This window comes from Pseudomonas oryzagri, from assembly GCF_020831405.1.
Taxonomy (GTDB): Bacteria; Pseudomonadota; Gammaproteobacteria; order Pseudomonadales; family Pseudomonadaceae; genus Geopseudomonas; species Geopseudomonas oryzagri.
This window is the reverse complement of record NZ_JAJHPU010000043.1, coordinates 104,244-128,274: the sequence shown is the minus strand read 5'-3', so window position 1 is coordinate 128,274 and position 24,031 is coordinate 104,244. Positions and strand designations below refer to the sequence as shown.

Genomic DNA, 24,031 nt, shown 5'->3' with positions numbered 1-24,031 from the left:
CAGATGACCGATCCGATTCGCCTGTCCAAGCGCCTCGCCGAACTGCTGCCCTGCTCGCGCCGCGAGGCGGAGCTGTATATCGAGGGCGGCTGGGTCACGGTCGATGGGCAGGTGGTCGAGGCGCCGCAGTTCAAGGTGCAGGAGCAGGTCATCGCCCTGCTGCCCGGCGCCCGCGCGGAAACCCTGCCGCCGGCCACCCTGTTGCTGCACAAGCCGGCAGGCGTCGATGCCGGACAGGTCGCCGAGCATCTCGATGCGGCCAGCCGCGCGGCAGACGATGTCTCCGGCATACGCCTGCTGCATCGCCACCTACAGCGCCTGAACGTGCCGCTGGGGCTGGAGTCCGAGGCATCCGGTCTGCTGGTCCTGACCCAGAACTGGGGCGTGATCCGCAAGCTCACCGATGACTTCGGCAAGATCGAGCAGGAGTACATCGTTGAAGTCGCCGGCACGCTGCTGCCGGAGCAACTGGGGCAACTGCAGTTCGGCCTGAGCTATCGTGGCCGGCCACTGACGCCGTGCAAGGTCAGCTGGCAGAGCGAAACCCGCCTGCGCTTCGCCCTCAAGGCGCCGCAACCGGGGCAGATCGCCCATATGTGCCAGGCCGTTGGCCTGCGGGTGCTGGAGATCCGCCGCATCCGTATCGGCCGCCTGGCCATGGCCAAGCTGCAGCCGGGCCAATGGCGCTTTCTCGGCGCCGGCGAGCGGTTCTGAGGCAACGCTGCGCCGATCACCTCATGGCCCGCCCTCGAGGGCCGGTTGGTGGGTTGCGGCCGATGGCCTAACCCACCCTACGCCAGGGTCATCGTAATCGCAGGGTGGGAAACTCGCGCAGCGATTTCCCACCGGGCGGCCAGCCACCCGAATCACCGCCAGCCCTATGGCTGCGGGGCCTCCAAGCCGAGACGCAGCAATTTGCCGTCACTCTCGTCGGTGAGCAGGTAGAGCCAGCCATCCGGCCCCTCCCGCACGTCGCGAATGCGCCAGTCTTTCTCCTCCAGCAGGCGCTCCTCGCCGACCACCTTGTCGCCTTCCAGGCTGAGGCGGATCAGCGCCTGAGCGGACAGCGCGCCGATGAACAGGCTGTGCTGCCAGGCCGGAAAGCGCGCGCCGGCGTAGAACGCCATGCCGCTGATCGCCGGCGACTTGGCCCACACGTGATGCGGCGGCTCGGTGCCGGGCGCCGTCTCGCCCTCCGCCTCGGGAATCGGCAGGTAGCTGTAGTTGATGCCGTGGGTCGCCCGCGGCCAGCCGTAGTTGCGTCCCGCCTGGGGAATATTGATCTCGTCACCACCGCGCGGACCGTGTTCGTGGATCCACAGTTGGCCGGTCCACGGGTTGAGCGCCGCGCCCTGCGGGTTGCGGTGACCGTAGGACCATATCTCCGCCCGCGCCCCGGCCCGGCCGGCGAACGGACTGTCGGCCGGCACACTCCCATCCGCCTGGAGACGAACCACCTTGCCCTGCAGCTTGCCGAGGTCCTGGGCGATGGGGCGCTGGCCATTCTCGCCGAGGGTGACGAACAGGTAGCCGGCGCGATCGAACACCAGCCGCGAGCCGAAGTGGATGCCGCTGGACAGCTTGGGCTGCTGGCGGAAGATCACCTGGAAATCCTCCAGCGCGCCGAGGTCGGCGGACAACCGACCCCGGCCGACCGCGGTGCCGGCCAGGTCATCCCCGCCCTTCTCGGCGTAGCTCAGGTAGACCAGGCGGTCGGTGGCGAACTGCGGCGACAGGGCCACGTCCAACAGGCCACCCTGCCCCACGGCGAACACCTCCGGCACCCCGGCCAGGGGGGCGGACAGCTGTCCATCGGCACTCACCCGGCGCAGCCGCCCCGGCCGCTCGGTGACCAGCATGCCCTGGCCGTCCGGCAGGAAGGCCAGCGCCCAGGGGTGTTCGAGGCCGCCGGCGACCTCCTGCAGCACCAGCGGGCCGAGGGCGCTCGACAGCGGAGCGGCCTGGGCCACGCCGAGCAGGCCGGCGAGCAGCGCACCGCCGCACAGGTGCAGTATCAGCGTCAGCCTTCTCATGATGCCGCTCCCGGGTTTACCGTGGTGGCGCTCAGCTGCTCGGCGAGAAACTCGGCCAACACGCGGGCGTTGTTGCGTTCTTCGTCGTGGGCGGCGTACAGCAGGGTCAGGGTGCTGCCCTTTGCCTGCGCCAGCAGCGGTTGCCAGAGCGCCGGGGCGGCGGCCAGCTCGGCGCGATAGGCCGAGCGGAAGGCGGCAAAGCGTTCAGGCTCGTGGGCGAAGGCGCGGCGCACCTCGTCGGAAGGCGCCAACTCGCGCAGCCAACCATCCAATGGCAGGCTGGCCTTGCTGCAGCCGCGCGGCCACAGGCGATCGACCAGTACACGATGGCCGTCTTCCGCGCCCGCCGGCTCGTAGACCCGCTTGCAGACAATCACCGTCCTCACCTCGCGCGTCGACACCGACCCGGGCAAGGATAGCCCAACGCCCTGCAGGGCGGCTTATTGGGCCGGCTGCGCGCCGGTCTGCGGCGTCTCCTGGCCCATGCAGCGCACCGCGCGCTTCTTGTTGTCGACCAGCACGCCGGTCAGGCCCTTCTGGTTGACGTCGAACAGCACCAGCACGCCGTCGATGCACTGGGCGACCTGCTCGGCAGGCTTCAGCGACAGCTTGTAGTCCTCGCCGGGGATGGTCTTGAGCATGGTGTAGTCGCTCAGCAGCAGCGCGTCCTCGGGCTTGGCGATGTGCAGGTAGCCGTAGGCGCCGAGCACTGCGACGGTGCCGATGACGCTGCCGATGGCGGTGAGGATCAGAGGGATGGGATTGCGCTCGCTCATGCAGAAGTATCCGGAACAGATCGGGAGGAATTGAAGGACGGACCCCAGGGTCCGTCACAGGATGTTGGCGTAGTCGGACTCGACGCGATCCAGGCTCAGGTGGTTGAGGAAGTTGGAGAAGCACATCCAGGCCGACAGCGCGTTGAGGTCGCTGAACTGCGGCGGCAGGTACTTGGGTGGCACCACCACGCCCTCGTCCACCAGCTGGCGCAGGGTGCGCATGTCCTCCAGGGTCGCCTTGCCGCAGAACAGCAGCGGGATCTGCTCGAGCTTGCCCTTGCGCACGGCGAGCTGGATGTAGTTGTAGATCAGGATGAAGCCCTTGAGGTAGGACAGATCCTTGGTGAACGGCAGACCGTCGGGAGTCGAGCCACGGAACACGCGGATGGTGTTGGAGTAGCTGTCCTCCTGGCTGTAACCCTGGTCGCGGTAGAACTGGAAGATCTGCAGGAAGTCCGCGCCATCCTCCGCCATATGGATGGCGCGGGTGCGGTTGGTCAGCTTGCGCAGTCGGGTCGGATAGGAGGTGAAGGCGATCACTTCCATGAGGATGGCCAGGCCTTCCTGGGTGACGGTCGAGGAAGGCGGCCCCTTGGCCAGAAAGGTGCACACCGGCTGGTTGAGACCGTTGAGGGTGGTGCCGACGTGCACCAGGCCCTCGTGGACTTCCAGGGCGCGGATGTCGCGCTGGTTGAACATGGCGTCGGCGCGGATCTTGATGTAGTCGGCACCGGCCGCGGCATCGGCGAGGATGCCGTCGGACTCGAACACCCGCACCACCGCCTCGTCGTCGCCGAACACGCCGTTGAGGCGACTCTGCAGCAGCTCCACCGCCTGGCTGGCGTTGAGGGTCTTGGGTTCGTCCTTGAGATCGCTGCGGTCGGCGATGTTGTCCAGATAGGTGGAAAACATCACGCCGAGATCGGCCAGCGTCGGGTCGCCGGCATGGAAGGCATCGGACGCCGAGCCGTACAGCTCCTGGGAGATCAGGCCGAAATCGGCGGTGCCGCGCGCCTCGAGCATGCGGATCACCATGCGGTATTCCCGACACATGCGCCGCATGATCTGCCCGACCGGGCTGAACTGGCCGAGCTGACGGGTGATGTCGCGCTCGATCTGCTGGAACTGCTGCTTCTTGTCGTCGGGATCGAACGACAGCGGACGGTTCTGGTAGTAGGCGCGGTCCACCACCGGCAGCTTCTGCCCGCGGCCCTTGAGAAAACTCTCGCGGATGCTGTCGTCCCACTTGATGGCGTCGAGCACGCGGATCGGCGTCTGCGCCTCGACCAGGCGGTCGGACAACGCGCGGATGGTCTGCCGGTACTCGCTGCCCGCCTTGCTGCTACGGCTCATGGCCTGCCCCGTTACTGGGTGACCCGCGCGAAGCGGGCGACCTCGCTGAATACGTCGCTGTTGGCCTGGTCGTCGAGGAAGCCGTAGACCTTGGACAGCGGGCTGCCGATCAGCACGCCATCGCCTTCCTCGGTGTCCACCGTCTGGCCCGCGAGCTGGCCACGGGACAGCGCGTCCTGCAGCTGCTCGATATCCAGACTGTAGAGCACCAGCTCGTCCTCGTCGGTCAGCTCGAAGCCGCCGAAGGCGAAATTGCCGCCCAGGCGCTTGGGCGCTTCCACCGACAGGTACCAGCGCCGGCCATGATGAGCGACGGTGAAGTCGTAGCCGCGCGCCTTGTCGCGGTTTTCCAGGCGGTCGCGCCAGGCCTGTGCGTGGTAGCCGCCGTCGGCCCTGCGGGTGATCTCGAGGAAGCGCTCCTCGCCCCACTCGTCCATCCCCGCCCAGGTGCCGAGCAGATGCTTCGGCGCCGTCTCGCCCACGGGGATGGGCTCCTTGAAGGTGGCCAGGCAACCGCCCAGCAGCAGGAAGGACAGAACGACAAGCACGCGTACTGCGCTCATGGAACACTCCTTTCCAACAAACTTTCCCGCTGCCGCAGGGGTTCGGCAGGCACAGGTATTCGCGCACTGAAGGCGCCCCCGACGGATTGGACCGTCGCCTGGGGCACCTTGCTCAGTACGTATTCACCGCTGGATCTTATTGCTCGGCACGCATGTGCGGGAACAGGATCACGTCACGGATCGACGGCGAATCGGTCAGCAGCATGACCAGGCGATCGATGCCGATACCTTCGCCGGCGGTCGGCGGCATGCCGTACTCCAGGGCGCGCACGAAGTCGGCGTCGAAGTGCATGGCCTCGTCGTCGCCGGCGTCCTTCTCGGCCACCTGGGCGTGGAAGCGCTCGGCCTGGTCCTCGGCGTCATTGAGCTCGGAGTAGGCGTTGGCGATCTCGCGGCCGCCGATGAACAGCTCGAAGCGGTCGGTGACGCTCGGGTCCTCGTCGTTGCGACGGGCCAGCGGCGACACCTCGAACGGATACTTGGTGATGAAGGTCGGCTGCTCCAGCTTGTGCTCGACCAGCTCCTCGAAAATCATCACCTGCAGCTTGCCGAGGCCCTCGTGGCCGAGCACCTTGGCGCCAGCCTTCTTGGCCAGTTCGCGGCACTTGTCCACGTCCTGCAGGTCGGCGGCGGTCAGTTCCGGGTTGTACTTGAGGATCGAGTCGAACACCGACAGGCGGGCGAACGGCTCGCCGAAGTGGAACACCTTGTCGCCGTAGGGCACGTCGGTGCTGCCGAGCACCGTCTGCGCCAGCTCGCGGAACAGCTCCTCGGTGAGGTCCATGTTGTCTTCGTAGTCGGCGTAGGCGTGGTAGAACTCGAGCATGGTGAACTCGGGGTTGTGCCGGGTCGAAACGCCTTCGTTACGGAAGTTGCGGTTGATCTCGAAGACCTTCTCGAAGCCGCCGACCACCAGGCGCTTGAGGTACAGCTCAGGCGCGATGCGCAGGAACATCTGCATGTCCAGCGCGTTGTGGTGGGTCTCGAACGGCTTGGCCGCGGCACCACCGGGGATGGTCTGCAGCATCGGGGTTTCCACTTCGAGGAAACCGCGCTCGTTGAGGAAGCGGCGGATGTGGGCGATCACCTGGGAGCGCACGCGGAAGGTGTCGCGCACCTCCTCGTTGACGATCAGGTCGACGTAGCGCTGGCGATAGCGGGTCTCGGTGTCGGTCAGGCCGTGGAACTTGTCCGGCAGCGGACGCAGCGCCTTGGTCAGCAGGCGGGCTTCCTGCATGTCGACATACAGGTCGCCCTTGCCGGAACGGGCCAGCACGCCGCTGACGCCGACGATGTCGCCCAGGTCCCAGTGCTTGATCGCTTCCAGGGTCTCGGCCGACAGGGTCTTGCGGTTGACGTACAGCTGGATGCGCCCGCTGGTGTCCTGGAGGACCATGAACGCGCCGCGGTTGAGCATGATGCGGCCGGCCACGCTGACCTTGATCTGCTTGCCTTCCAGCTCTTCCTTGCCGGCCTCGGCGTACTGCTTCTGCAGGTCGCCCGCCTGGCTGTCGCGGCGGAAGTCGTTGGGGAAGGCAATCGCCTGGCTCTCGCGCACGGCGGCAAGCTTTTCCTTGCGCTGGGCAATCAGCTTGTTCTCTTCCTCGTGGAGGGCATGCTCGTTCAGCGGTTGTTCGCTCATGGTCGTCGTTTTTCCAAATTTGGCGTGGCTCGCGCCACATCCGGGATTTGCGCGGTAGATCGAGCGCCCCCGCGGTGAACGGGGGCGCCGTGCATTACAGGCCCTGCATAGCGAGGACTTTAAAGCGTAGCGAGCGCAGGCCAGACAAGGCAAAAAATGGCGAGGACGCGGAGTTTACGTGGTGTAAATGAGCAGTCCGAGCCATTTTTTAACGCAGTATGGCCAAGCGCAGCAGCTTTAAAGTCCTTGCTTCAGGCTGGCCTCGAGGTACTCGTCCAGATCGCCGTCCAGCACCTTGTCGCAGTCGCTGCGCTCGACGCCGGTACGCAGATCCTTGATCCGCGAGGCATCCAGCACGTAGGAGCGGATCTGGTGGCCCCAGCCGATGTCCGACTTGGTCTCTTCCAGCGCCTGGGAGGCCTCGCGGCGCTTCTGCATTTCCAGCTCGAACAGCTTGGCACGCAGCATCTTCATCGCAGTATCGCGGTTGGCGTGCTGGGAGCGCTGGTTCTGGCAGCTGACCACGGTATTGGTCGGGATATGGGTGATGCGCACCGCCGAGTCGGTGGTGTTCACGTGCTGGCCACCGGCACCGGAGGAGCGGTAGGTATCGGTGCGCAGGTCGGCCGGATTGATGTCGATCTCGATGTTGTCGTCGATCTCGGGCGATGCGAACACCGCGGAGAACGAGGTGTGGCGACGGTTGCCGGAGTCGAACGGGCTCTTGCGCACCAGGCGGTGCACGCCGATCTCGGTGCGCAGCCAGCCGAAGGCATACTCGCCGCGCACGTGCACGGTGGCGCTCTTGATGCCGGCGACCTCGCCCTCGGACAGTTCGACGATTTCGGCGTCGAAGCCGTGCTTGTCGGCCCAGCGCAGGTACATGCGCAGCAGGATGTTGGCCCAGTCCTGGGCCTCGGTGCCACCGGAGCCGGCCTGGATGTCCAGGTAGCAGTTGTTGGGGTCCATCTCGCCGCTGAACATGCGGCGGAACTCCAGCTTCTCGAGGATTTCGCGCAGGCGGGCCACTTCGGCCTCGACATCGCCCACGGCGCCCTCGTCGTTTTCCTCGACGGCCATTTCCAGCAGGTCGCTGCAGTCGGCCAGGCCGCTGGTCAGCTCGTCGAGGGTTTCGACGATCTGCGCCAGCATCGCGCGCTCGCGGCCGAGATTCTGCGCGTACTCCGGCTTGTTCCAGACGTTCGGGTCTTCCAGCTCGCGATTGACTTCGGTCAGACGGTCATGCTTCTGATCGTAGTCAAAGATACCCCCGAATAGACTGGGTGCGGCTGGACAGGTCCTTGATGGCGTTAAGGATCGGATTGATTTCCATGGCTGGCGTCACTCGCGGGCGGAACTGGAGAAAAGCGCAAAAGTATACGCCAGTCGCGGCGCGCTGGCAGCACGGCAGCGACAAAGCACTCAGGATTCGGCGGGACAGCGTGAGGCTCGGGGCACTGGCGAAAGCACCGTACGCTGCCACCCAGGCGAGGCGCACAAAATGCGGCTGGCGCAGGGCGGGCAACGGCACAACCCCGGCTACCGAACCGTATGATCGACCGCCTCCCCGTCATCGATCCGCGCCTCCTGGTGGAAGATCGCTGCGCGAGTCTTCCACCCTACGACCACACCCTATCGCTGCAGCGCTTCAGCTGCTCGCGGGACGACCCCTAGCTGTTGAATTTTGCCAGCAGCGCCAGGAAAGTCTCTTCGTCGAGCACCTTCACACCCAGCTCGTTGGCCTTGAGCAGCTTGGAGCCGGCGCCGGGGCCGGCGACCACGCAGTGGGTCTTGGCCGATACCGAGCCGGCGACCTTGGCGCCGAGCGCCTCCAGGCGGTCCTTGCCCTCGTCGCGGCTCATCGCCTCCAGGGTCCCGGTGAGCACCCAGGTCTGCCCGGCCAGCGGCAGGCCGGCCACGCTCTTGCGCGTGCTCTGCCAGTGCATGCCGAAGTCGTGCAGTTGCGCCTCGATGGCGCGCGCGCGCGCGACGTTGGCCGGCTCGGCGAAGAAGGCGCGCAGGCTTTCGCGGGCCTTTTCGGTCAGCCCCTTGACGGCCTTGAGGCTCAGCCAGTCCTGGCTGAGGGCGATCACCGCCTCCAGGCTGCCGGCGGCCGCGGCGAGGTTCTTCGCCCCGGTGGCGGCGATGCCGGCGACGTTCAGCTTGTCGATCAGCTCGGCCAGGGTCGCGCAGGCGGCGAATTCGGCGTGCAGCTCGCCCTCCTCCTGCGGCGCGACGCCGCGTTCGAGCAAGCTGGCGATCACCGTGCGGTTGTGCTCGTCCTCGAAGAAGCTGTGGATCTCGTGGGCCACTTCCAGACCGACGTCCGGCAGCCAGGTCAGCACCTCCGGCAGCGCCACCTCGATGCGCCTGAGCGAGCCCAGGGCGCGCGCCAGCAGCTTGGCGGTCTCCTCGCCGACGTCGGGGATGCCGAGCGCGTAGATGAAACGCGCCAGCGACGGTTGTTTGCTGGCGTCGATGGCCGCCAGCAGATTGCGGGTGGACAGCTCGGCGAAGCCTTCCAGCCCGACCACCTGCTCGTAGCCGAGGGTGTAGAGGTCGGCCGGCGAGGCGATCAGCCCGGTGTCGACCAGTTGCTCGACGATCTTGTCGCCCAGGCCATCGATGTCCATGGCGCGGCGCGAGACGAAGTGGATGATCGCCTGCTTGAGCTGCGCCTGGCAGCTCAAGCGGCCGATGCAGCGGTAGATCGCACCGGCACTCAGCGAAGCCTTGCCCTTGGCGCGCCTGACCAGCTGGGTACGCTCCACCGCCGAGCCACACACCGGACAGTGCTCGGGAACCAGCACCGGCCGCGCATCGGCCGGTCGGCGCTCGGGCACCACCTGCATGACCTGCGGGATCACGTCGCCGGCCCGGCGAATGATCACGGTATCGCCGATCATCAGCCCCAGGCGCGCCACCTCGTCCATGTTGTGCAGGCTGGCGTTGGACACCGTGACGCCGGCCACCTGCACCGGCTTCAGGCGCGCCACCGGGGTGACCGCGCCGGTGCGGCCGACCTGGAACTCGACGCCCTGCACCTCGGTCAGCTCTTCCTGGGCGGGGAATTTGTGGGCGATGGCCCAGTGCGGGGTACGCGAGCGGAAGCCCAGCTGTTGCTGGTCGTCCAGGTTGTTGACCTTGAACACCACGCCGTCGATGTCGTAGGCCAGCGTCTGCCGGCGCGCACCGATGTCGCGGTAGTACTCCAGGCAACCCTGCACCCCCTTGACCAGGCGCAGTTCGCGACTGACCGGCAACCCCCAGCCCTTGAGCGCCTGCAGCAGGGCATAGTGGGTATGCGGCAGCGCCCCGCCCTCGACCTGACCGGTGCCGTAGGCGCAGAACTCCAGCGGGCGACTGGCGGTGATCTGCGGATCGAGCTGGCGCAGGCTGCCGGCGGCGGCATTGCGCGGGTTGGCGAAGGTCTTGCCGCCGTTCTCGATGGCGCGGGCGTTGAGCGCCTCGAAGCCGGCCCTGGGCATGAACACCTCGCCACGCACCTCCAGCACCCGCGGCCAGCCCTTGCCCTGCAGGCGCAGGGGGATGTTGCGCACGGTACGCACGTTGGCGCTGATATCCTCGCCGGTGCTGCCATCGCCACGGGTCGCCCCGCGCACCAGCAGGCCGTCCTCGTAGCGCAGGCTGACCGCCAGACCATCGAGCTTGGGCTCGCAGCTGTACTCGACTGCGGCGCCGCCGCCAAACAGGTCCCCTGCCGCCAGACCAAGGCCGTTCTGCACGGCGCGGTCGAAAGCGAGCAGATCCTCGTCGGTGAAGGCGTTGCCCAGGCTGAGCATGGGGATCTCGTGGCGCACCTGGCCGAACTGGGCCAGCGCCGCGCCACCGACGCGCTGGGTCGGCGAGTCGGCGGTAACCAGTTCGGGATGTTCGGCCTCCAGCGCCTTGAGGGCATTGAACAGGCGGTCGTACTCGGCATCCGGCACGCTGGGTTCGTCGAGTACGTAGTAGCGGTAGTTGTGCTCGTTGAGTTCGGCACGCAGGGCGGCGATGCGCTGGGCGGCAGTCTGGGTCATGGGCTATCCGTCAAACAAAAAAAGCAGCCTCGGCTGCTCTGTTTGCAAGACCGCCCGACGGCACGCCGGGCGGTCTGTTTCCATCGAGGTATCAACGCTTGTGCATCAGCGCGCGGCGCTCGAACTCGACGATGCGCTGGCGGTAGTGCTCGATGGTCTGGGCGGTCATCACGCTGCGCTGCTCGTCCTTCAGCTCGCCGTCGAGCTCGTGGGACAGCTTGCGCGCGGCGGCGACCATCAGGTCGAAGGCCTGCTTGGGATGCCGCGGGCCGGGCAGGCCGAGGAAGAAGCTCACCGCGCGGGTGCTGAAGTCGTCGATCCGGTCGAGATCGAAGGTACCCGGCTTGACACCGTTGGCCATCGAGAACAGCACCTCGCCGTTGCCGGCCATGCTCTCGTGACGATGGAAGATGTCCATGTCGCCGAAGCGCAGGCCGCTTTCCAGGATGTTCTGCAGCAGGGCCGGGCCCTTGAAGCCGGCGGGGTCGCGGGCAATCACGTTGATCACCAGCACTTCCTCCATCGGCGGCAGCTCGCGCGCCGGCTTGGCCGGAGCAGGCTTGTCGGCAACCTTCTGCTCGACCTTCTCGACGATCTTGTCGCGCGCCTGCTCCCTGCCGCGCGGCATGGGCGGCTCATCATCGACGGCGTTCAGCCCGCGGGCGACCGAGGCCGGCTCGTCGAGTTCGATCTCGTCGACCAGCGGCAGGTCGTCGTCCGCCTCGACACGGCCCCGACCCACCGACGGCTCGGCCAGGTCGCGCTCGTCCAGCGACGGCTCCGCGTGCTTGGTCACCACACGCGACGGCCCCAGCAGGTTCTGGTCTTCATCGTCGTCCGACAGATTGGCGGCGTTGCGGTCGAGCTTGAGCTTCAGACGCCCCCTGCTGCCACGCATGCGGCGCCAGCCGTCGAACAGAATTCCGCCGATCACCACGATACCGATGACGATCAGCCATTCGCGCAAACCGATGTCCATGAAAGACACATTCCCCTACTCAGAATCCGGGCAAAACAATTGCTGTTTCAACCACGCTGTCAACATCCAGTTTAACTGGCGTGATTATTAGCCCATTAAATTAACATGTCGGCGAAAACTATACACCGTCCGTCGCCTTGACGTGCGCAAACAGCCTGCACAGCACTTTTCGACCATCCGCCTGTCGCCCTGCAGAATCACGCTGTCATGCAGCCGGCATCCCGCGCTCAGGCCTCGGCCAGAGCCACCGCCTCTTCCACGTTGACCGCCACAAGCCGCGAACAGCCCGGCTCATGCATGGTCACCCCCATCAATTGATCGGCCATTTCCATGGCGATCTTGTTGTGGGTGATGTAAATGAACTGCACCTTTTCCGACATCTCCTTGACCAGTCTGGCATATCGACCGACGTTGGCATCGTCCAGCGGCGCATCCACTTCGTCGAGCATGCAGAATGGCGCCGGGTTGAGCTGGAAGATGGCAAATACCAGAGCGATCGCGGTGAGCGCCTTTTCGCCGCCGGACAGCAGATGGATGGTGCTGTTCTTCTTGCCCGGCGGGCGGGCCATGATCGCCACTCCTGTATCGAGCAGATCTTCGCCGGTAAGTTCCAGATAAGCCTGACCGCCGCCGAAAACCTTGGGGAACAGCGCCTGCAGCCCCCCATTGATCTGATCGAAGGTTTCCTTGAAGCGGTTGCGGGTTTCCTTGTCGATCTTGCGGATGACGTTCTCGAGGGTGTCCAGCGCTTCGACCAGGTCGTCGTTCTGCGCATCCAGGTAGCGTTTGCGCTCCGACTGCTGCTGGTATTCGTCGATCGCCGCGAGGTTGATCGGCCCCAGGCGCTGGATACGCGCGGCGAGCTGCTCCAACTGGCTTTCCCATTCGCGCTCGGCGGCCGCCTCGGGCAGGTGCGCCAGCAGGCTCGGCAGGTCGTAGCGCTCCTCGACGAGCTGATCCTCGAGCGCCTTGCGGCGCACGCTGAGGGTCTGCCAGTCGAGGCGCTGCTGTTCGAGCTGGCCGCGCAACAGCTGAGCCTGCTGTTCGGCGCTGCCGCGGCGCTTCTCGGCATCGCGCAGCTCGCGGTCGGCGTCGTCGAGGGCAAGGCGCGCCTGGCGCATTTCCTCGTCGACCGCCATGCGCCGCTCGAGCAACTCCTCGAGGCGCATGCGCAGCTCCTGCAGCGGCTCGTCGCCCTCCTCGAGGTTGAGGCTCAGTTGCTCGCAGCGCTCGACCAGGCGCGCCGCCTGCAGTTCGAGACGCTCCAGGGCCTGGCGGGTGGAATCGTGCTGGGCGCGCAGCGAACCGATGCGCACGGCCAGCTGGTGGGCATGGTCCTTGTGCTGGCGGCTGTCCTGGCGCACGCGGTCGAGGCGCTCGCGCAGGCGGTCGCGCTGGCCGAGCAGCTCCTCGCGGCGTTCGGTATCGCTGGCCATGGCGTCCAGCGCGTCCTGCAGGTACAGGCGCGACTCGCCCAGCTGTTCGACCTCCAGGGCGCGTTGCTCGGCCAGTTCGGCCAGCTCCTCGTCGAGACGGCGGCGGCGCAGGGCGAGCTGTTCGTGGCGCGCCCGGCTGGCGGACAGCTGGGCCTGGTATTCGGCCAGGCGCCGGCTGGCTTCCTGGATCAGCCGGCGCTGCTGCTCGCGGGCCTGCTCGGCCGTCTGCCGGGCGTCGCGCAGTGCCTGCAGGCGTTCCTCCAGCGCGGCCAGCACGGCTTCGCGTTCGTCGCGCTCGCCGCTCAGGCGCTCCAGCTCCTGATCGCGGGCCAGCAGGCCGCTGTCGGCCTCGCCGGCACGCCGCACGCGCAGGAAGTGGCGGCCGATCCAGTAGCCGTCGCGGCTGATCAGGCTTTCCCCTTCGTTCAGCGCCGCGCGCCCGGCCAGCGCGGCGTCCAGCGAGGCGACGGGGCGCACCCGGCCCAGCCAGGGAGAAAGATCGACCGGCGCCTGCACCTTGTCCAGCAGGCTGCCGGCCGGCAGCCCGGCCTCCGCTGTCGGGCTGGCCAGACGCAGTTCGCCCTGGGCGAAGGCAGCCAGATCCAGGCCGGCGAAATCGTCGAGCAGCACCGCCTGCAGGTCGGCGCCGAGCACGGTTTCCACCGCCAGCTCCCAGCCCGGCTCGACGCGCAGGCCCTCGGCCAGGCGCGGTCGCGTGTGCAGATCCTGCTCGCGCAGCCAGCCGGCGGCGCCGGCACCGGGATCGAGCGCCGCCTGCTGCAGCGCTTCGAGCGAGGCGAGACGACCGTTCAGGCGCTGCAGCTCGCCCTGCGCCTGCTGCTGTTCGCGATTGGCGCCCTGCAATTGCTCGCGCAACTGCTGCAGGCGCTCGGCCAGCTGCAGGTCGGCGGCCTGCAGCTCCTCCACTTCGAGCTCGCCGCCAGCCAGCTGCTCGGCGAGCTCCGCCAGCGACGCATCGACGGGGTCGGCGGCCAGTTGGCGGCGTTCTTCCTCGAGACGGCGCTGGCGCTCGACCAGACGCTCCAGGCTCTGTTCCAGCTGCTGGATGCGCGCCTGCTGCACCTCGGCCTGGCGGCGCGGCTCGGCACTGCGCTGGTTGAAGGCGTCCCACTGCTCCTGCCAGGCGTGCATGCCGGCTTCGGCCTCCTCCAGACCGGCGGCGCCCTCCTCGGCGGCGGCCTGGGCCAGCGCCTGCTCGGGCTCGAGCATGGCCAACTCCTCGGCCAGAGTGGCCAGCAGGCCGCGGTCATTGCCGAGATGGGACTCGGTCTCGACCCGCGCACGTTCGGCATCGCGCAGGTCGTCCTGGAGCTGGCGCAGGCGCTGCTGGCCGTGCTGGATGCTCTGCTCGATGCGGGCGATGTCGCCGCCCACCGAGTAGAAGCGCGCCTGCACTTGGCTGAAGGTTTCCGACAGCTCGTGATGGCCATCGCGCAGGCGCTCGATGCTGGCATCGGCGCAGCGCTGCTCGGCGACCAGCGCCTCCATGGCCACTTCCTGATCGCCGATCACCGACTGGCGCTGGCGAGCCAGTTCGTCCAGCGCCAGCCAGCGCAGGGCGGCCAGCTCCGCCTTGAGCTGGCGCTCCTCGGCCTTGTACTGCTGATACTTCTCGGCGGCCTGGGCCTGGCGCTGCAGCCGCTCGAGCTGGCGCTCCAGCTCCTGGCGCAGATCGGCCAGGCGCTCGAGATTCTCCTGGGTGCGGCGGATGCGACTCTCGGTCTCGCGGCGGCGCTCCTTGTACTTGGAGATGCCGGCGGCTTCCTCGATGTAGTTGCGCAGATCCTCGGGCTTGGCCTCGATCAGCTTGGAGATCATCCCCTGCTCGATGATCGAGTAGCTGCGCGGACCGAGGCCGGTGCCGAGGAAGATGTCGGTGATGTCGCGGCGCCGGCACTTGGTGCCGTTGAGGAAGTAGGTGTTCTGGGCGTCGCGGGTCACCCGACGACGGATGGAGATCTCGCTCCAGGCCGCGTACTCACCGAGCAGGCTGCCGTCGCTGTTATCGAACACCAGTTCGATGGAAGCCTGGCCGACCGGCTTGCGGGTGTTGGAGCCGTTGAAGATGACGTCGGTCATCGACTCGCCACGAAGGTTCTTCGCCGAACTCTCGCCCATCACCCAGCGCACGGCGTCGATGATGTTGGACTTGCCGCAGCCGTTGGGGCCGACCACCGCCGCCATGTTGCTCGGAAAGCTGACCGTGGTGGGGTCGACGAAGGACTTGAAGCCGGCCAGACGAATGCATTTCAGACGCATGCGGCGGCGCTCCGCGCGCGGCGGCAGTGAAGAAGCGCCCGGCAGCAGCACGGCGCGACATGGGTGGCAGACGGCAGGATCATGGCAGGGATCTGTCACGTATGGTGCGGTGCGGCAGTCTAGCACAGGGCCATGGCGGCAAACCCGCGCCCCGTTCCCGTCCCGCGCATGCCGGCGCGCCCACTGGAAGCGCGCCAGGACAGCAGCCGGGGGACTTCCCGACGAAGCGTAAAATCATTACCTTGACAGAAATCCCGGAACGGTCATGTCAGGCATGACCGTGACAACAACTTTTTGACCGGGGCGCCCTCTTCCGGTGCGCATGCCCGCCCTTCCCCGGCGTGGCGCTGCGACACCCGCGGCAAACCGGACGTCCGGAGCGAAGCGCGCTGCACGGAGACCATGCCAACGGGCAGACGGTTCTCGTCGCAGGCCCGGGCTACGACCAGCCCCTCCCTTGCGCGGAGCGGCTGGATGAGTCATCGCCAAGACAACGGAGGTCTGCTTCGAGCCATGCTCATCACTCGCTCCCCCGAAGCAACGCGCGCCCCAGCCCACGCCCACTCGCCAACCCTGCGCGTCTTGGTGCTGGAAGCCGATCGCCTGCAGCGCGAGACCCTCAGCGAAAACCTGTCCCGGCATGGCTATTCGGTCGCCTGCGGAGATGCCGCCGAGGCGTTGTACGAGTTGCCGGCGGCCCCCCACTTCGATATCGCCCTGGTCGACCAGCAATTGCAAGGCGAGGAGACCCTGAGCCTGGTGGCTCGCCTGCGGCAGATCCAGCCGGACATCGGCATCGTCCTGCTCAGCGCGCGCTACAGTCTCGACGACCGGATCGCCGCCTATGAGCAAGGCGCCGACCTCTGCCTCGGCAAGCCGGCCGTACCCGCCGAACTCTGCGCCGCCCTCGACTCGCTGGGACGGCGGCTGAAAATCAACACCCCTGCGCCCGGCGCCGGGCTGACCCTCGAACTGGCGAGCTGCCTGCTGCATGCCGCGGAAGGCTCGCTCAGGCTGCGGCGCCAGGAGGTCGAGGCCCTCTACGCCCTGGCCCTCGCCCCGGGCAACTTCCTGGAAAGCTGGCAACTGCTCGAGCGCCTGGGCAAGCCGCTCGACGTCTACGGCAAGGCCCAGCTCGAGGTGTTGATCTCGCGCCTGCGCAGCAGGCTGAAGACCTTGCACTCCGGGAGCAATCCGATCCGCGCCGAGCGGGGCAAAGGCTACCGGCTGACCCTGGCCCTGCAAGTGCAGCGGTAGCACACGCCTTACGAAACGCAAGGTTTTGTAAGCCTCGCTCACAAAAAAACTGTTAAAACGATCACAAAGCTTCTGAGACGCCGAGCACGGCGCAGGAGCGAGACAGCATTGGAGTTCGAAACCAGCCTTCTCTCAGCCGATCCGGGGGCCTCGCCATGAAATCACAAGCCACACGCAACGACCCGCACCGCGACGAGCAGGTCGAGATCCTCGGTTGCATCCTGTTCCTCATGCTCTACCTGGGCATCATGGTCGCTCTCTACAGCTTCCCCTGGCACTTGTTCCGCTAGTCCGTCGGCAGCGCGCCGGCCAGCTCCCCCGACACACTCCCCTTCCCAGAGCGGGCGACCGCAGCCCGGTGCTCGGGAGCGAACCAAAGGCGCCGCAGTTCCTTGCAGCGCCCTTATCCCCCGTACCACGTCCGATCAGCGCTGGTTGCCCCACGACATCCCGCCAGCGCCGCGCCCCTGGCCATGCCCCTGCCCCCGGCCATCCCCCTGCTCCTGCCCCTGTCCTTGCCCCGAAACCGGGCGGTTACCTTGGTCGCGACGCGAAGGGCCACCTATCGCGCGGTGTTGGACCGGCTCGGAGGTGCGCTCGTAGCGCCGCTGGTTGCCCTGCATCTGCTGGCGATTGATCGGCATGCCCGGCTGTATCCGACGATCGTCGTGACGTTGCTGCCATTGCCGCGGGTCCCGACCGGTGTCGAAGCGCGGCTGCTGACGATCCAGCGGCTGGCGATCCAGCGGCTGGCGATCTAGGTGCTGGCGGTCCAGCGGCTGGTGCTCCACTTCACGCCCCCTGAACTGCTGCAGTTGCCGACGCTGGCGCTCCTCCGGCCCCTGCCCGAACCGCTCGTCACGGTGCTCCAGGCGATTGTCGCGGCGCTCCATGTCCTGGCGGCGCTGCCAGTCACGCTGGTCGCGGTAGTCCTGGCGGTCACGGATGTCGCGATTTTCGTAACGCGGCTGGCGATAGTCGTAGCGATCGTTGTCGCGACGACCGTCATGGTACTGCCGCGGGTAATAGCGCTGGCCGAGACGCGACGGCACGTGGCGATGCTCGACCATCCGCCACGGACCACGGAAGCCGGGCCCCGAGCTCCAATGGTTGTCGTACCAGCGGTAGTAGGTGTGATCGTGGTAGTAGACGTACGGATAGCCGACGCTGACGTAGACGCGCAGATCGTCGTCCCAGCGCCAGTCGCCATAGGAGGGCGGCGGATACGGGCGGCCGTAGTAGGGCTCGTATCCATAGTCCCCTTCGTAGACGGTGCAGGCACTCAGCGGCAGGATCAGCGCCAACAGGATCCCAACGGCAAAACGCCTCATTGCTAGCCTCCACCGCAGGACCGGGCCTGCTCGAACCATTGAATGTCGACAATCGCCGCAGCGGCCGCCGCACCATCGCACTGGCCACAATCCGGTGGCCTCAACCATCAGACAGCGCACAACGGCAGTGGTTGCAGAATGCTCTCACGAGATGCGCAGCGGCGCCCGGAGAAGGTAGCCGAGTCCACCCTGCGGTGCTCGGCGGGCTATGATGGCCGCGGCAGCGCAAGCGCTGCCGTCAACTGCAGACAAGGAATCCCGATGAAGGAATACAAGGTCACGCTGTATCAGGAAGGCATGCTCGGTTCGCTGCTGCTCGGCGCCTCGAAGGTCGATCCGGAGCGCTTCAGCGAGTTTCTCAACCGCAACGCCCGCGAGGGCTGGAGAGTGATCACCATGGAAAAGGACATCCGCCGCATGCTGCTGTTCTGGAGCCGCGAGTCCTACCTGGTGATCATGGAGCGCGACCGGTGAGACTGGGCGCGCTGGTCTGCCTGCTGATCTTCGTCGCCTGGGTCGCCCTGGCGCTGGTGCAGCTGTGGTGGGCGCCGCTGGACGGCGAGCTGTTCTTCAAGCTCACCGTCACCGCCGCCGCGCTGTTCGTGGTCGCCCTCGGCATCACCCTGGTGGTCAACGAATACCGGACCGAAAAGCGCCAGAAGGATCGCGGCTACCTCGACTGATGCGGCGACGCGGCCCGCTCCGAACCCGAGCGGGCCGGCGGCGCAGGCCGTTACTTCTGCTCGGCGGTGTCGATCACCAGCGCCTGGGCACCGGCCTCGGCGGTCTTCAGTACGCCGCTCTGGCCGATCCACTCGCCGGCCATCGGGCTGCCGGCGCGGGAGATGCGCGCGACCAGCTGGATCTCGGCGAAGTTGGACAACTTGAGCTGCGGCATCATCGCGTCGGCGTCGGACAGGCTGACCTCGACCGGCAGGTCGGAGACCTTCAGCCGCTTGGCCGCCAGCGGCATCGGCGGACCGGACGCGGCACGGGCGAAGACGAACAGGCTGTCGTCCGGGCGCACCTTGCCGGCCAGCTCGGGGGCCAGGCTGACCTTGACCTTGAGCTCTACCGCCGCCGCCGCGGCCTTCGGCGCCTTGGGCAGCGGCTCGCCGCGGGCGACCAGCTGCTCGCGGGCGCGGGCGATGCCGCCCTCGATGGCCTGGCGCGACGGATCGTTGGGCTCCAGCACGGCGACCAGACGCTGCCAGTAGCCCATGGCGTCGGCGTAGCGCTGTTCCTCGAAGGCGGCGATGCCGAGCAGGCCGAGGGTGGTGACCTCGCGCGGATCGGCCTGCAAGGCCTCCTCGCTGAGGCTGCGCACCTCTGCGGTAAACTTCTGGCCGGCGGCGAAGTACAGCGCCTGCGCCCACTGGCCGAGCAGTTCCGGCTGGCGGCCGGCCAGCTCGGCGGCGCGGGCGAAGGCCGGCGCGGCGTCCTGCGGACGCTGCTGGGCCATGTAGCTGCGGCCGAGGAAGTACCAGGCCTCGGCCTGGTCCGGCTGCAGGCGCACGGTTTCCTCGAGGCGCTCGATCACCTCGTCCATGTTCTTCGGCGCCACGGCCAGTTGCTCGCGCAGGCGCAATGCGTCGCTGGCGCCCCAGTGCAGATACAGCCCCAAGCCGACGGCCGGCACCAGCACGGCCAGCGCCAGCGGCAGCCAGCGCCCCAGCGAGCGATGCGCCCCCTCGCCCTGCTCGGCGTCGGCGAGCAGCTCGCGAGCCGCTTCGGCGCGCCCCGCCTCCAGCTGCGGCTTATCCAGCGCGCCGGCGAGGTACTGGGCTTCCAGTTCGGCGATGCGCTCCTGATAGAGGGCGACGTTGAGGGCGGTGCGATCCTCCTCGGCCTGGGCACGGCGACCGCGCAGCAGCGGAATCAGCAGGAAGGCGAGCGCTGCCAGCAGCAGCACCGCGGCGGCAAGCCAGAAAGCGGTCATTGGTCAGCCTTGGGGTGGTCGGTGGGGCTCTTGTCGGCAGAGTTCTTGTGAACGGAACTCTTCAGCAGTTGGTCGAGGCGCGCGCGCTCCTCGGCGGAGAGGTCGGTGCCCGGGCCGGACGCGGACGGGCGGCGGCGACGCAGGACGATCAGCGTCAGCACGCCGAGGCCGGTGGCCAGCAGCACCCACGGGCCGTACCAGAGCAGCCAGGTACGCGCGTTGACCGGCGGGTTATAGCGCACGAAATCGCCGTAGCGGGCGACCAGGAAGTCGACGATCTCCTCGTCGCTCTTGCCCTCGCCGAGCATGCGATGGATCTCGCGGCGCAGGTCCATGGCGATCGGCGCGTCGGAGTCGGCGATGTTCTGGTTCTGGCACTTCGGGCAGCGCAGCTCCTCGGTGAGGGTGCGGTAGCGCGCGCGCGCCGCCTCGTCGTTGAACTCGTAGGTGTCGATGGCCGCCTGGGCGCCCAGCGACAGGGTCAGCCCCAGCAGGGCCGCGGAAAGCAGTCGTTTCATCAGCGCGCGTCCACCAGTTCCTGGTACAGCGGGGCCAGCTGCTCGCGCCAGACGCGCTCGTCGATGGCGCCGACGTACTTGTGGCGGATGACGCCGTCCTTGTCGATCAGGAAGGTTTCCGGCGCGCCATAGACGCCGAGGTTGATGCCCAGGCTGCCTTGCGGGTCCTCGACGTTAAGGCGGTAGGGATTGCCCAGATCGTTGAGCCACTTGCGCGCCGCGTCGCCGTTGTCCTTGTAGTTGACCCCGTAGACCACCACGCCCTGGCTGGCCAGCTGGTTGAGCATCGCGTGCTCGGCGCGGCAGGTCGGGCACCAGGTCGCCCAGACGTTGACCAGCGCCGGCTTGCCCTTGAAGTCCGCGGCGCTCAGGTTGCGCGTCGGGTTCTCCAGCGACGGCAGGGCGAACTCGGGCAACGGCTTGCCGATCATGGTCGAGCCGATGTCGCGCGGATCGAGGAACAACCCCTTGTAGAGGAAGCCGGCCAGGACCAGGAAGCCGACCAGCGGCAGCAGCAGGATTGCACGTTTCATCAGGCATTGGCTCCAGTCATGCCGAGGACCTCGCGGGCCTTGGTGGTCACCTTGACGCGATAGCGGCGATCGAGCGCGGCGAGGAAGCCGCCGAAGGCCATCAGCAGCCCGCCCAGCCAGATCCAGCGCACGAACGGCTTGACGTGCAGACGCACGGCCCAGGCGCCGCCGTCCAGCGGCTCGCCGAGAGCGACATAGAGGTCGCGGGTGAAGCCCGGATCGATGCCGGCTTCGGTCATCGGCATGCGCTGCACGGTGTACAGGCGCTTCTCCGGGTGCAGCACGGTGATTTCCTCGCCGTCCTGCAGGACATGCACGGTGGCGCGGTCGGCGGTGTAGTTGGGCCCTTCATGGTGCTTGGCGCCGTCGAAGACGAACTGATAGCCGCCCACCTCGACCGTCTCGCCCGGCGCCATGCGCAGGTCGCGTTCGACGTTGTACTGGCTGGACAGCACGATGCCCAGGGCGGTCACCGCGATGCCCAGGTGGGCGAATTGCATGCCCCAGTAGCTGCGCGACAGGCCGGCGATACCGCGCAGCAGGCCCTTGTGGCGGGTCTTGTCGAGCAGGTCGCGCAGTCCGGCGAGCACCACCCAGGCGGCCAGCAGGCAGGCGGCCAGCACTGCCCAGTGGAAGTCGCCGAACAGGAAGGTGGCGACGATCCCCAGCACGCCGCCGGCGACCAGCACCGGCAGCAGCATGCTGCCCAGCCAGTTGAGCGGGGTGTCCTTCCAGCGCACCAGCACGCCGACGCCCAGCGCCAGCATGAGGATGGCCATCAGCGGCAGGAACAGCGCGTTGAAGTACGGCGGGCCGACCGACAGCTTGGCGCCGGAGAGCGCGTCGAGCACCAGCGGATACAGGGTGCCGAGCAGGATCATCGCGCAGGCCACCACCAGGATCAGGTTGTTGGCCAGCAGCAGGGTCTCGCGCGACCACAGGCCGAAGCCGATGGCGCTCTTGACCACCGGCGCGCGCAGGGCGAACAGGGTCAGCGAGCTGCCCACCACGAACAGCAGGAAGATCAGGATGAAGGTGCCGCGCTCGGGATCGGCGGCGAAGGCGTGTACCGAGGTCAGCACGCCGGAGCGCACCAGGAAGGTACCCAGCAGGCTGAGCGAGAAGGCGGCGATGGCCAGCAGCACCGTCCAGCTCTTGAACACGCCGCGCTTCTCCGTCACCGCCAGTGAATGCAGCAGCGCGGTGCCGACCAGCCAAGGCATGAACGAGGCGTTCTCCACCGGGTCCCAGAACCACCAGCCACCCCAGCCCAGCTCGTAGTAGGCCCACCAGGAGCCGAGCACGATACCGATGCTGAGGAAGGCCCAAGCCACGATGGTCCACGGCCGCGACCAGCGCGCCCAGGCGGCGTCGAGGCGGCCGCCGAGCAGCGCGGCGATGGCAAAGGCGAACACCACCGAGAAGCCGACGTAGCCCATGTACAGCATCGGCGGATGGACGATCAGGCCGAAGTCCTGCAGCAGCGGGTTGAGGTCGCGGCCGTTGCCCGGCGCGTTGGGCAGCAGGCGGTCGAAGGGATTGGAGGTGACGATCAAGAACAGCAGGAAGCCGACGCTGATCATGCCCATCACGCCGAGCACGCGGGCCAGCATCACGTCCGGCAGCTGGCGGGAGAACACCGACACGGCGAAGGTCCAGCTGCCGAGGATCAGCGCCCACAGCAGCAGCGAGCCCTCGTGGGCGCCCCACACCGCGCTGAACTTGTAGTACCAGGGCAGCGCGCTGTTGGAGTTGCTGGCCACGTAGGCCACCGAGAAGTCGTCGACCAGGAAGGCCTGGGTCAGGCACAGGAAGGCGAACAGCAGGAAGGCGAACTGACCCCAGGCCGCCGGGCGGGCCAGGCCCATCCACTGCGCGTCGCCGCGCCAGGCGCCGATCATCGGCAGGGTCGCCTGCACCGCGGCCAGGCACAGGGCGAGGATCAGCGCCAGATGGCCGAGTTCGGGGATCATTGCTTGCTCTCCGCGCTGCCCATCGCGCCCGCCGGCAGCTTGCCGCTGTCCTTGAGCGCCTTGGTGACTTCCGGCGGCATGTAGTTCTCGTCGTGCTTGGCCAGCACCTCGTCGGCCACCAGCACGCCTTCCCCGTTCACCCGACCGAGGGCGACGATGCCCTGCCCTTCGCGGAACAGGTCGGGAAGGATGCCGCGGTAGCGGATGGTCACGTCCTTGGCGAAGTCGGTGACCACGAACTGCACGTCCAGCGAGTCGGCCGAGCGGCTCACCGAGCCTTCCTTGACCATGCCGCCGGCACGGATGCGGGTGTCCTTGGGCGCCTCGCCGGCAGCGATCTGGGTCGGCGTGTAGAACAGGTTGATGTTCTGCTGCAGGGCGCTGAGCGCCAGGCCCACGGCGATGCCGACGCCGGCGAGGATGCCGAGGATGATGAACAAACGCTTCTTGCGCACCGGATTCATTGCTTGCTCTCCCGGCGCAGACGGCGCGCCTCGTCTTGCAGGTAACGACGGCGCGCGAGGATCGGCAGCGCGACGTTGAGGGCCAGGACCGCCAGGCTGATGCCGTAGGCGGTCCAGACGTACAGGCCATGCTTGCCCATGGCGAGGAAATCGGCGAAGGACTCGAAACTCACAGGCTACGCTCCACTTCGGCTTTGACCCAGCTGGCCCGCGACTCGCGCTTGAGCACCTCGAGGCGCATGCGCAGCAGCAGGACCACGGCGAAGAAGCAGTAGAAGCCGATGACCATGATCAGCAGCGGCACCCACATCTCCGCCGGCATGGCCGGCTTCTCGGTGACCTTGAAGGTGGCCGGCTGGTGCAGGGTGTTCCACCAGTCCACCGAGTACTTGATGATCGGGATGTTGACCACGCCGACGATGGCCAGCACGGCGCAGGCCTTGGCGGCGCTGTCGCGGTTGCTGATCGACTGGCCGAGGGCGATCACTCCGAAGTAGAGGAACAGCAGGATCAGCATGGCGGTCAGGCGCGCGTCCCACACCCACCAGGCGCCCCAGGTCGGCTTGCCCCACACCGCGCCGGTGAGCAGCGCGACGAAGGTCATCCAGGCGCCGATCGGCGCGGCGCACTGCAGGGCGACGTCGGCCAGCTTCATCTTCCATACCAGGCCGACCACCCCAGCCACCGCCAGCATGATGTAGCAGGACTGGGCGAGGATCGCCGCCGGCACGTGGATGTAGATGATCCGGAAGCTGTTGCCCTGCTGGTAGTCCGGCGGCGCGAAGGCAAGGCCCCAGACGGTGCCGACGGCGAGCAGCAGCGCCGCGGCCACGCTCAGCCAGGGCAGCCAGCGGCCGCTGATGTCGTAGAACCATTTGGGCGAGCCCAATTTGTGAAACCACGTCCAGTTCATG

At 67.4% G+C, this 24,031-nt stretch carries 23 protein-coding genes; 5 read left to right on the top strand and 18 right to left on the bottom strand.

The window, feature by feature from the left end; translation table 11 throughout:
* Nucleotides 1-3: 3 nt before the first annotated feature.
* Nucleotides 4-714, top strand: a complete 711-nt coding sequence (locus tag LMJ29_RS17235) for an rRNA pseudouridine synthase (protein ID WP_229606757.1) — start codon at nt 4-6, stop codon at nt 712-714.
* A 164-nt stretch (nt 715-878) separates the two neighbouring features.
* On the opposite strand, the gene LMJ29_RS17230 is transcribed toward LMJ29_RS17235, so the two are convergent.
* From LMJ29_RS17230 to smc, 10 genes are all read right to left on the bottom strand, one after another.
* Nucleotides 879-2,033, bottom strand: coding sequence for a PQQ-dependent sugar dehydrogenase (locus tag LMJ29_RS17230; protein ID WP_229606756.1), 1,155 nt, complete (start codon nt 2,031-2,033; stop codon nt 879-881).
* A complete protein-coding gene (locus LMJ29_RS17225; RefSeq protein ID WP_229606755.1) occupies nt 2,030-2,410 on the bottom strand; it encodes a DUF488 domain-containing protein in 381 nt (126 codons plus the stop codon). Before LMJ29_RS17225 ends, LMJ29_RS17230 begins: the two co-directional genes overlap by 4 nt.
* 63 nt (nt 2,411-2,473) lie before the next feature.
* On the bottom strand, nt 2,474-2,809 hold the full coding sequence (locus LMJ29_RS17220) for a hypothetical protein (RefSeq protein ID WP_229606754.1): 336 nt from the start codon (nt 2,807-2,809) through the stop codon (nt 2,474-2,476).
* 54 nt (nt 2,810-2,863) lie between these two features.
* Nucleotides 2,864-4,162: a flavohemoglobin expression-modulating QEGLA motif protein gene (locus LMJ29_RS17215; RefSeq protein ID WP_229606753.1), complete on the bottom strand. Its 1,299-nt coding sequence runs from the start codon at nt 4,160-4,162 to the stop codon at nt 2,864-2,866.
* A gap of 11 nt (nt 4,163-4,173) precedes the next feature.
* The gene (locus LMJ29_RS17210) at nt 4,174-4,725 is read right to left on the bottom strand and encodes a hypothetical protein (RefSeq protein ID WP_229606752.1); all 552 of its coding nucleotides are present in this window, start codon (nt 4,723-4,725) and stop codon (nt 4,174-4,176) included.
* A gap of 136 nt (nt 4,726-4,861) precedes the next feature.
* The gene (gene lysS / locus LMJ29_RS17205) at nt 4,862-6,367 is read right to left on the bottom strand and encodes a lysine--tRNA ligase (RefSeq protein ID WP_229606751.1); all 1,506 of its coding nucleotides are present in this window, start codon (nt 6,365-6,367) and stop codon (nt 4,862-4,864) included.
* A 237-nt stretch (nt 6,368-6,604) separates the two neighbouring features.
* Nucleotides 6,605-7,700 (bottom strand): peptide chain release factor 2 gene (gene prfB, locus LMJ29_RS17200; protein ID WP_229606750.1). Its coding sequence is split into 2 segments (ribosomal slippage): nt 6,605-7,627 and nt 7,629-7,700, totalling 1,095 coding nucleotides; the frame shifts between segments, so codons are not numbered across the junction.
* 337 nt (nt 7,701-8,037) lie between these two features.
* Complete coding sequence (gene ligA, locus LMJ29_RS17195; protein ID WP_229606749.1) at nt 8,038-10,407, bottom strand: NAD-dependent DNA ligase LigA; 2,370 nt, start codon at nt 10,405-10,407, stop codon at nt 8,038-8,040.
* Nucleotides 10,408-10,498: 91 nt separating this feature from the next.
* Nucleotides 10,499-11,386 carry a cell division protein ZipA gene (gene zipA, locus LMJ29_RS17190; RefSeq protein WP_229606748.1) on the bottom strand — a complete coding sequence of 296 codons (888 nt, stop codon included), beginning with the start codon at nt 11,384-11,386 and terminating at the stop codon, nt 10,499-10,501.
* A 227-nt stretch (nt 11,387-11,613) separates the two neighbouring features.
* Nucleotides 11,614-15,102 carry a chromosome segregation protein SMC gene (smc, locus tag LMJ29_RS17185; RefSeq protein ID WP_229606747.1) on the bottom strand — a complete coding sequence of 1,163 codons (3,489 nt, stop codon included), beginning with the start codon at nt 15,100-15,102 and terminating at the stop codon, nt 11,614-11,616.
* Nucleotides 15,103-15,615: 513 nt separating this feature from the next.
* Between smc and LMJ29_RS17180 the strand changes: the two genes are divergently transcribed.
* On the top strand, nt 15,616-16,359 hold the full coding sequence (locus LMJ29_RS17180) for a response regulator transcription factor (RefSeq protein WP_229606746.1): 744 nt from the start codon (nt 15,616-15,618) through the stop codon (nt 16,357-16,359).
* A gap of 155 nt (nt 16,360-16,514) precedes the next feature.
* The gene (locus LMJ29_RS20980) at nt 16,515-16,649 is read left to right on the top strand and encodes a hypothetical protein (RefSeq protein WP_264758933.1); all 135 of its coding nucleotides are present in this window, start codon (nt 16,515-16,517) and stop codon (nt 16,647-16,649) included.
* 135 nt (nt 16,650-16,784) lie between these two features.
* Here LMJ29_RS20980 and LMJ29_RS17175 read toward each other — a convergent pair whose 3' ends face one another.
* The gene (locus LMJ29_RS17175; RefSeq protein ID WP_229606745.1) at nt 16,785-17,690 is read right to left on the bottom strand and encodes a hypothetical protein; all 906 of its coding nucleotides are present in this window, start codon (nt 17,688-17,690) and stop codon (nt 16,785-16,787) included.
* Nucleotides 17,691-17,951: 261 nt separating this feature from the next.
* On the opposite strand from LMJ29_RS17175, the gene LMJ29_RS17170 reads away from it, so the two are divergent.
* Both LMJ29_RS17170 and LMJ29_RS17165 read left to right on the top strand, forming a co-directional pair.
* Nucleotides 17,952-18,164: a DUF4177 domain-containing protein gene (locus LMJ29_RS17170; protein WP_229606744.1), complete on the top strand. Its 213-nt coding sequence runs from the start codon at nt 17,952-17,954 to the stop codon at nt 18,162-18,164.
* Entirely contained in the window at nt 18,161-18,373 is a 213-nt protein-coding gene (locus LMJ29_RS17165; RefSeq protein WP_229606743.1) for a hypothetical protein, read from the top strand. The genes LMJ29_RS17170 and LMJ29_RS17165 overlap by 4 nt, the downstream gene beginning before the upstream one ends.
* 50 nt (nt 18,374-18,423) lie before the next feature.
* Here the strand turns inward: LMJ29_RS17165 and ccmI are convergent, their stop codons facing one another.
* Genes ccmI through LMJ29_RS17130 form a run of 7 tightly spaced genes read right to left on the bottom strand, consistent with a single transcriptional unit; the run spans nt 18,424 to nt 24,030 of the window.
* Nucleotides 18,424-19,629 (bottom strand): c-type cytochrome biogenesis protein CcmI, encoded by a 1,206-nt coding sequence (gene ccmI, locus LMJ29_RS17160; RefSeq protein WP_229606742.1) that lies wholly within the window; start codon nt 19,627-19,629, stop codon nt 18,424-18,426.
* A complete protein-coding gene (locus tag LMJ29_RS17155; RefSeq protein WP_229606741.1) occupies nt 19,626-20,147 on the bottom strand; it encodes a cytochrome c-type biogenesis protein in 522 nt (173 codons plus the stop codon). The genes ccmI and LMJ29_RS17155 overlap by 4 nt, the downstream gene beginning before the upstream one ends.
* The gene (locus LMJ29_RS17150) at nt 20,147-20,680 is read right to left on the bottom strand and encodes a DsbE family thiol:disulfide interchange protein (RefSeq protein WP_229606740.1); all 534 of its coding nucleotides are present in this window, start codon (nt 20,678-20,680) and stop codon (nt 20,147-20,149) included. Before LMJ29_RS17150 ends, LMJ29_RS17155 begins: the two co-directional genes overlap by 1 nt.
* Nucleotides 20,680-22,653 carry a heme lyase CcmF/NrfE family subunit gene (locus LMJ29_RS17145; protein WP_229606739.1) on the bottom strand — a complete coding sequence of 658 codons (1,974 nt, stop codon included), beginning with the start codon at nt 22,651-22,653 and terminating at the stop codon, nt 20,680-20,682. Before LMJ29_RS17145 ends, LMJ29_RS17150 begins: the two co-directional genes overlap by 1 nt.
* Nucleotides 22,650-23,117, bottom strand: a complete 468-nt coding sequence (gene ccmE / locus LMJ29_RS17140) for a cytochrome c maturation protein CcmE (RefSeq protein ID WP_229606738.1) — start codon at nt 23,115-23,117, stop codon at nt 22,650-22,652. Before ccmE ends, LMJ29_RS17145 begins: the two co-directional genes overlap by 4 nt.
* Nucleotides 23,114-23,290, bottom strand: coding sequence for a heme exporter protein CcmD (gene ccmD / locus LMJ29_RS17135; RefSeq protein WP_229606737.1), 177 nt, complete (start codon nt 23,288-23,290; stop codon nt 23,114-23,116). The genes ccmE and ccmD overlap by 4 nt, the downstream gene beginning before the upstream one ends.
* Nucleotides 23,287-24,030, bottom strand: coding sequence for a heme ABC transporter permease (locus LMJ29_RS17130; RefSeq protein ID WP_229606736.1), 744 nt, complete (start codon nt 24,028-24,030; stop codon nt 23,287-23,289). The genes ccmD and LMJ29_RS17130 overlap by 4 nt, the downstream gene beginning before the upstream one ends.
* Nucleotide 24,031: the final 1 nt, after the last annotated feature.

Bases quoted from the DNA above. Each gene is read 5' to 3' on its own strand.
- LMJ29_RS17235 (WP_229606757.1), top strand. From the start codon at position 4: ATGACCGATCCGATTCGCCTGTCCAAGCGCCTCGCCGAACTGCTGCCC.
- LMJ29_RS17230 (WP_229606756.1), bottom strand. From the start codon at position 2,033: ATGAGAAGGCTGACGCTGATACTGCACCTGTGCGGCGGTGCGCTGCTC.
- LMJ29_RS17220 (WP_229606754.1), bottom strand. From the start codon at position 2,809: ATGAGCGAGCGCAATCCCATCCCTCTGATCCTCACCGCCATCGGCAGC.
- LMJ29_RS17215 (WP_229606753.1), bottom strand. From the start codon at position 4,162: ATGAGCCGTAGCAGCAAGGCGGGCAGCGAGTACCGGCAGACCATCCGC.
- LMJ29_RS17210 (WP_229606752.1), bottom strand. From the start codon at position 4,725: ATGAGCGCAGTACGCGTGCTTGTCGTTCTGTCCTTCCTGCTGCTGGGC.
- lysS (WP_229606751.1), bottom strand. From the start codon at position 6,367: ATGAGCGAACAACCGCTGAACGAGCATGCCCTCCACGAGGAAGAGAAC.
- ligA (WP_229606749.1), bottom strand. From the start codon at position 10,407: ATGACCCAGACTGCCGCCCAGCGCATCGCCGCCCTGCGTGCCGAACTC.
- zipA (WP_229606748.1), bottom strand. From the start codon at position 11,386: ATGGACATCGGTTTGCGCGAATGGCTGATCGTCATCGGTATCGTGGTG.
- smc (WP_229606747.1), bottom strand. From the start codon at position 15,102: ATGCGTCTGAAATGCATTCGTCTGGCCGGCTTCAAGTCCTTCGTCGAC.
- LMJ29_RS17180 (WP_229606746.1), top strand. From the start codon at position 15,616: ATGCTCATCACTCGCTCCCCCGAAGCAACGCGCGCCCCAGCCCACGCC.
- LMJ29_RS20980 (WP_264758933.1), top strand. From the start codon at position 16,515: ATGAAATCACAAGCCACACGCAACGACCCGCACCGCGACGAGCAGGTC.
- LMJ29_RS17175 (WP_229606745.1), bottom strand. From the start codon at position 17,690: ATGAGGCGTTTTGCCGTTGGGATCCTGTTGGCGCTGATCCTGCCGCTG.
- LMJ29_RS17170 (WP_229606744.1), top strand. From the start codon at position 17,952: ATGAAGGAATACAAGGTCACGCTGTATCAGGAAGGCATGCTCGGTTCG.
- ccmI (WP_229606742.1), bottom strand. From the start codon at position 19,629: ATGACCGCTTTCTGGCTTGCCGCCGCGGTGCTGCTGCTGGCAGCGCTC.
- LMJ29_RS17155 (WP_229606741.1), bottom strand. From the start codon at position 20,147: ATGAAACGACTGCTTTCCGCGGCCCTGCTGGGGCTGACCCTGTCGCTG.
- LMJ29_RS17150 (WP_229606740.1), bottom strand. From the start codon at position 20,680: ATGAAACGTGCAATCCTGCTGCTGCCGCTGGTCGGCTTCCTGGTCCTG.
- LMJ29_RS17145 (WP_229606739.1), bottom strand. From the start codon at position 22,653: ATGATCCCCGAACTCGGCCATCTGGCGCTGATCCTCGCCCTGTGCCTG.
- ccmE (WP_229606738.1), bottom strand. From the start codon at position 23,117: ATGAATCCGGTGCGCAAGAAGCGTTTGTTCATCATCCTCGGCATCCTC.
- LMJ29_RS17130 (WP_229606736.1), bottom strand. From the start codon at position 24,030: ATGAACTGGACGTGGTTTCACAAATTGGGCTCGCCCAAATGGTTCTAC.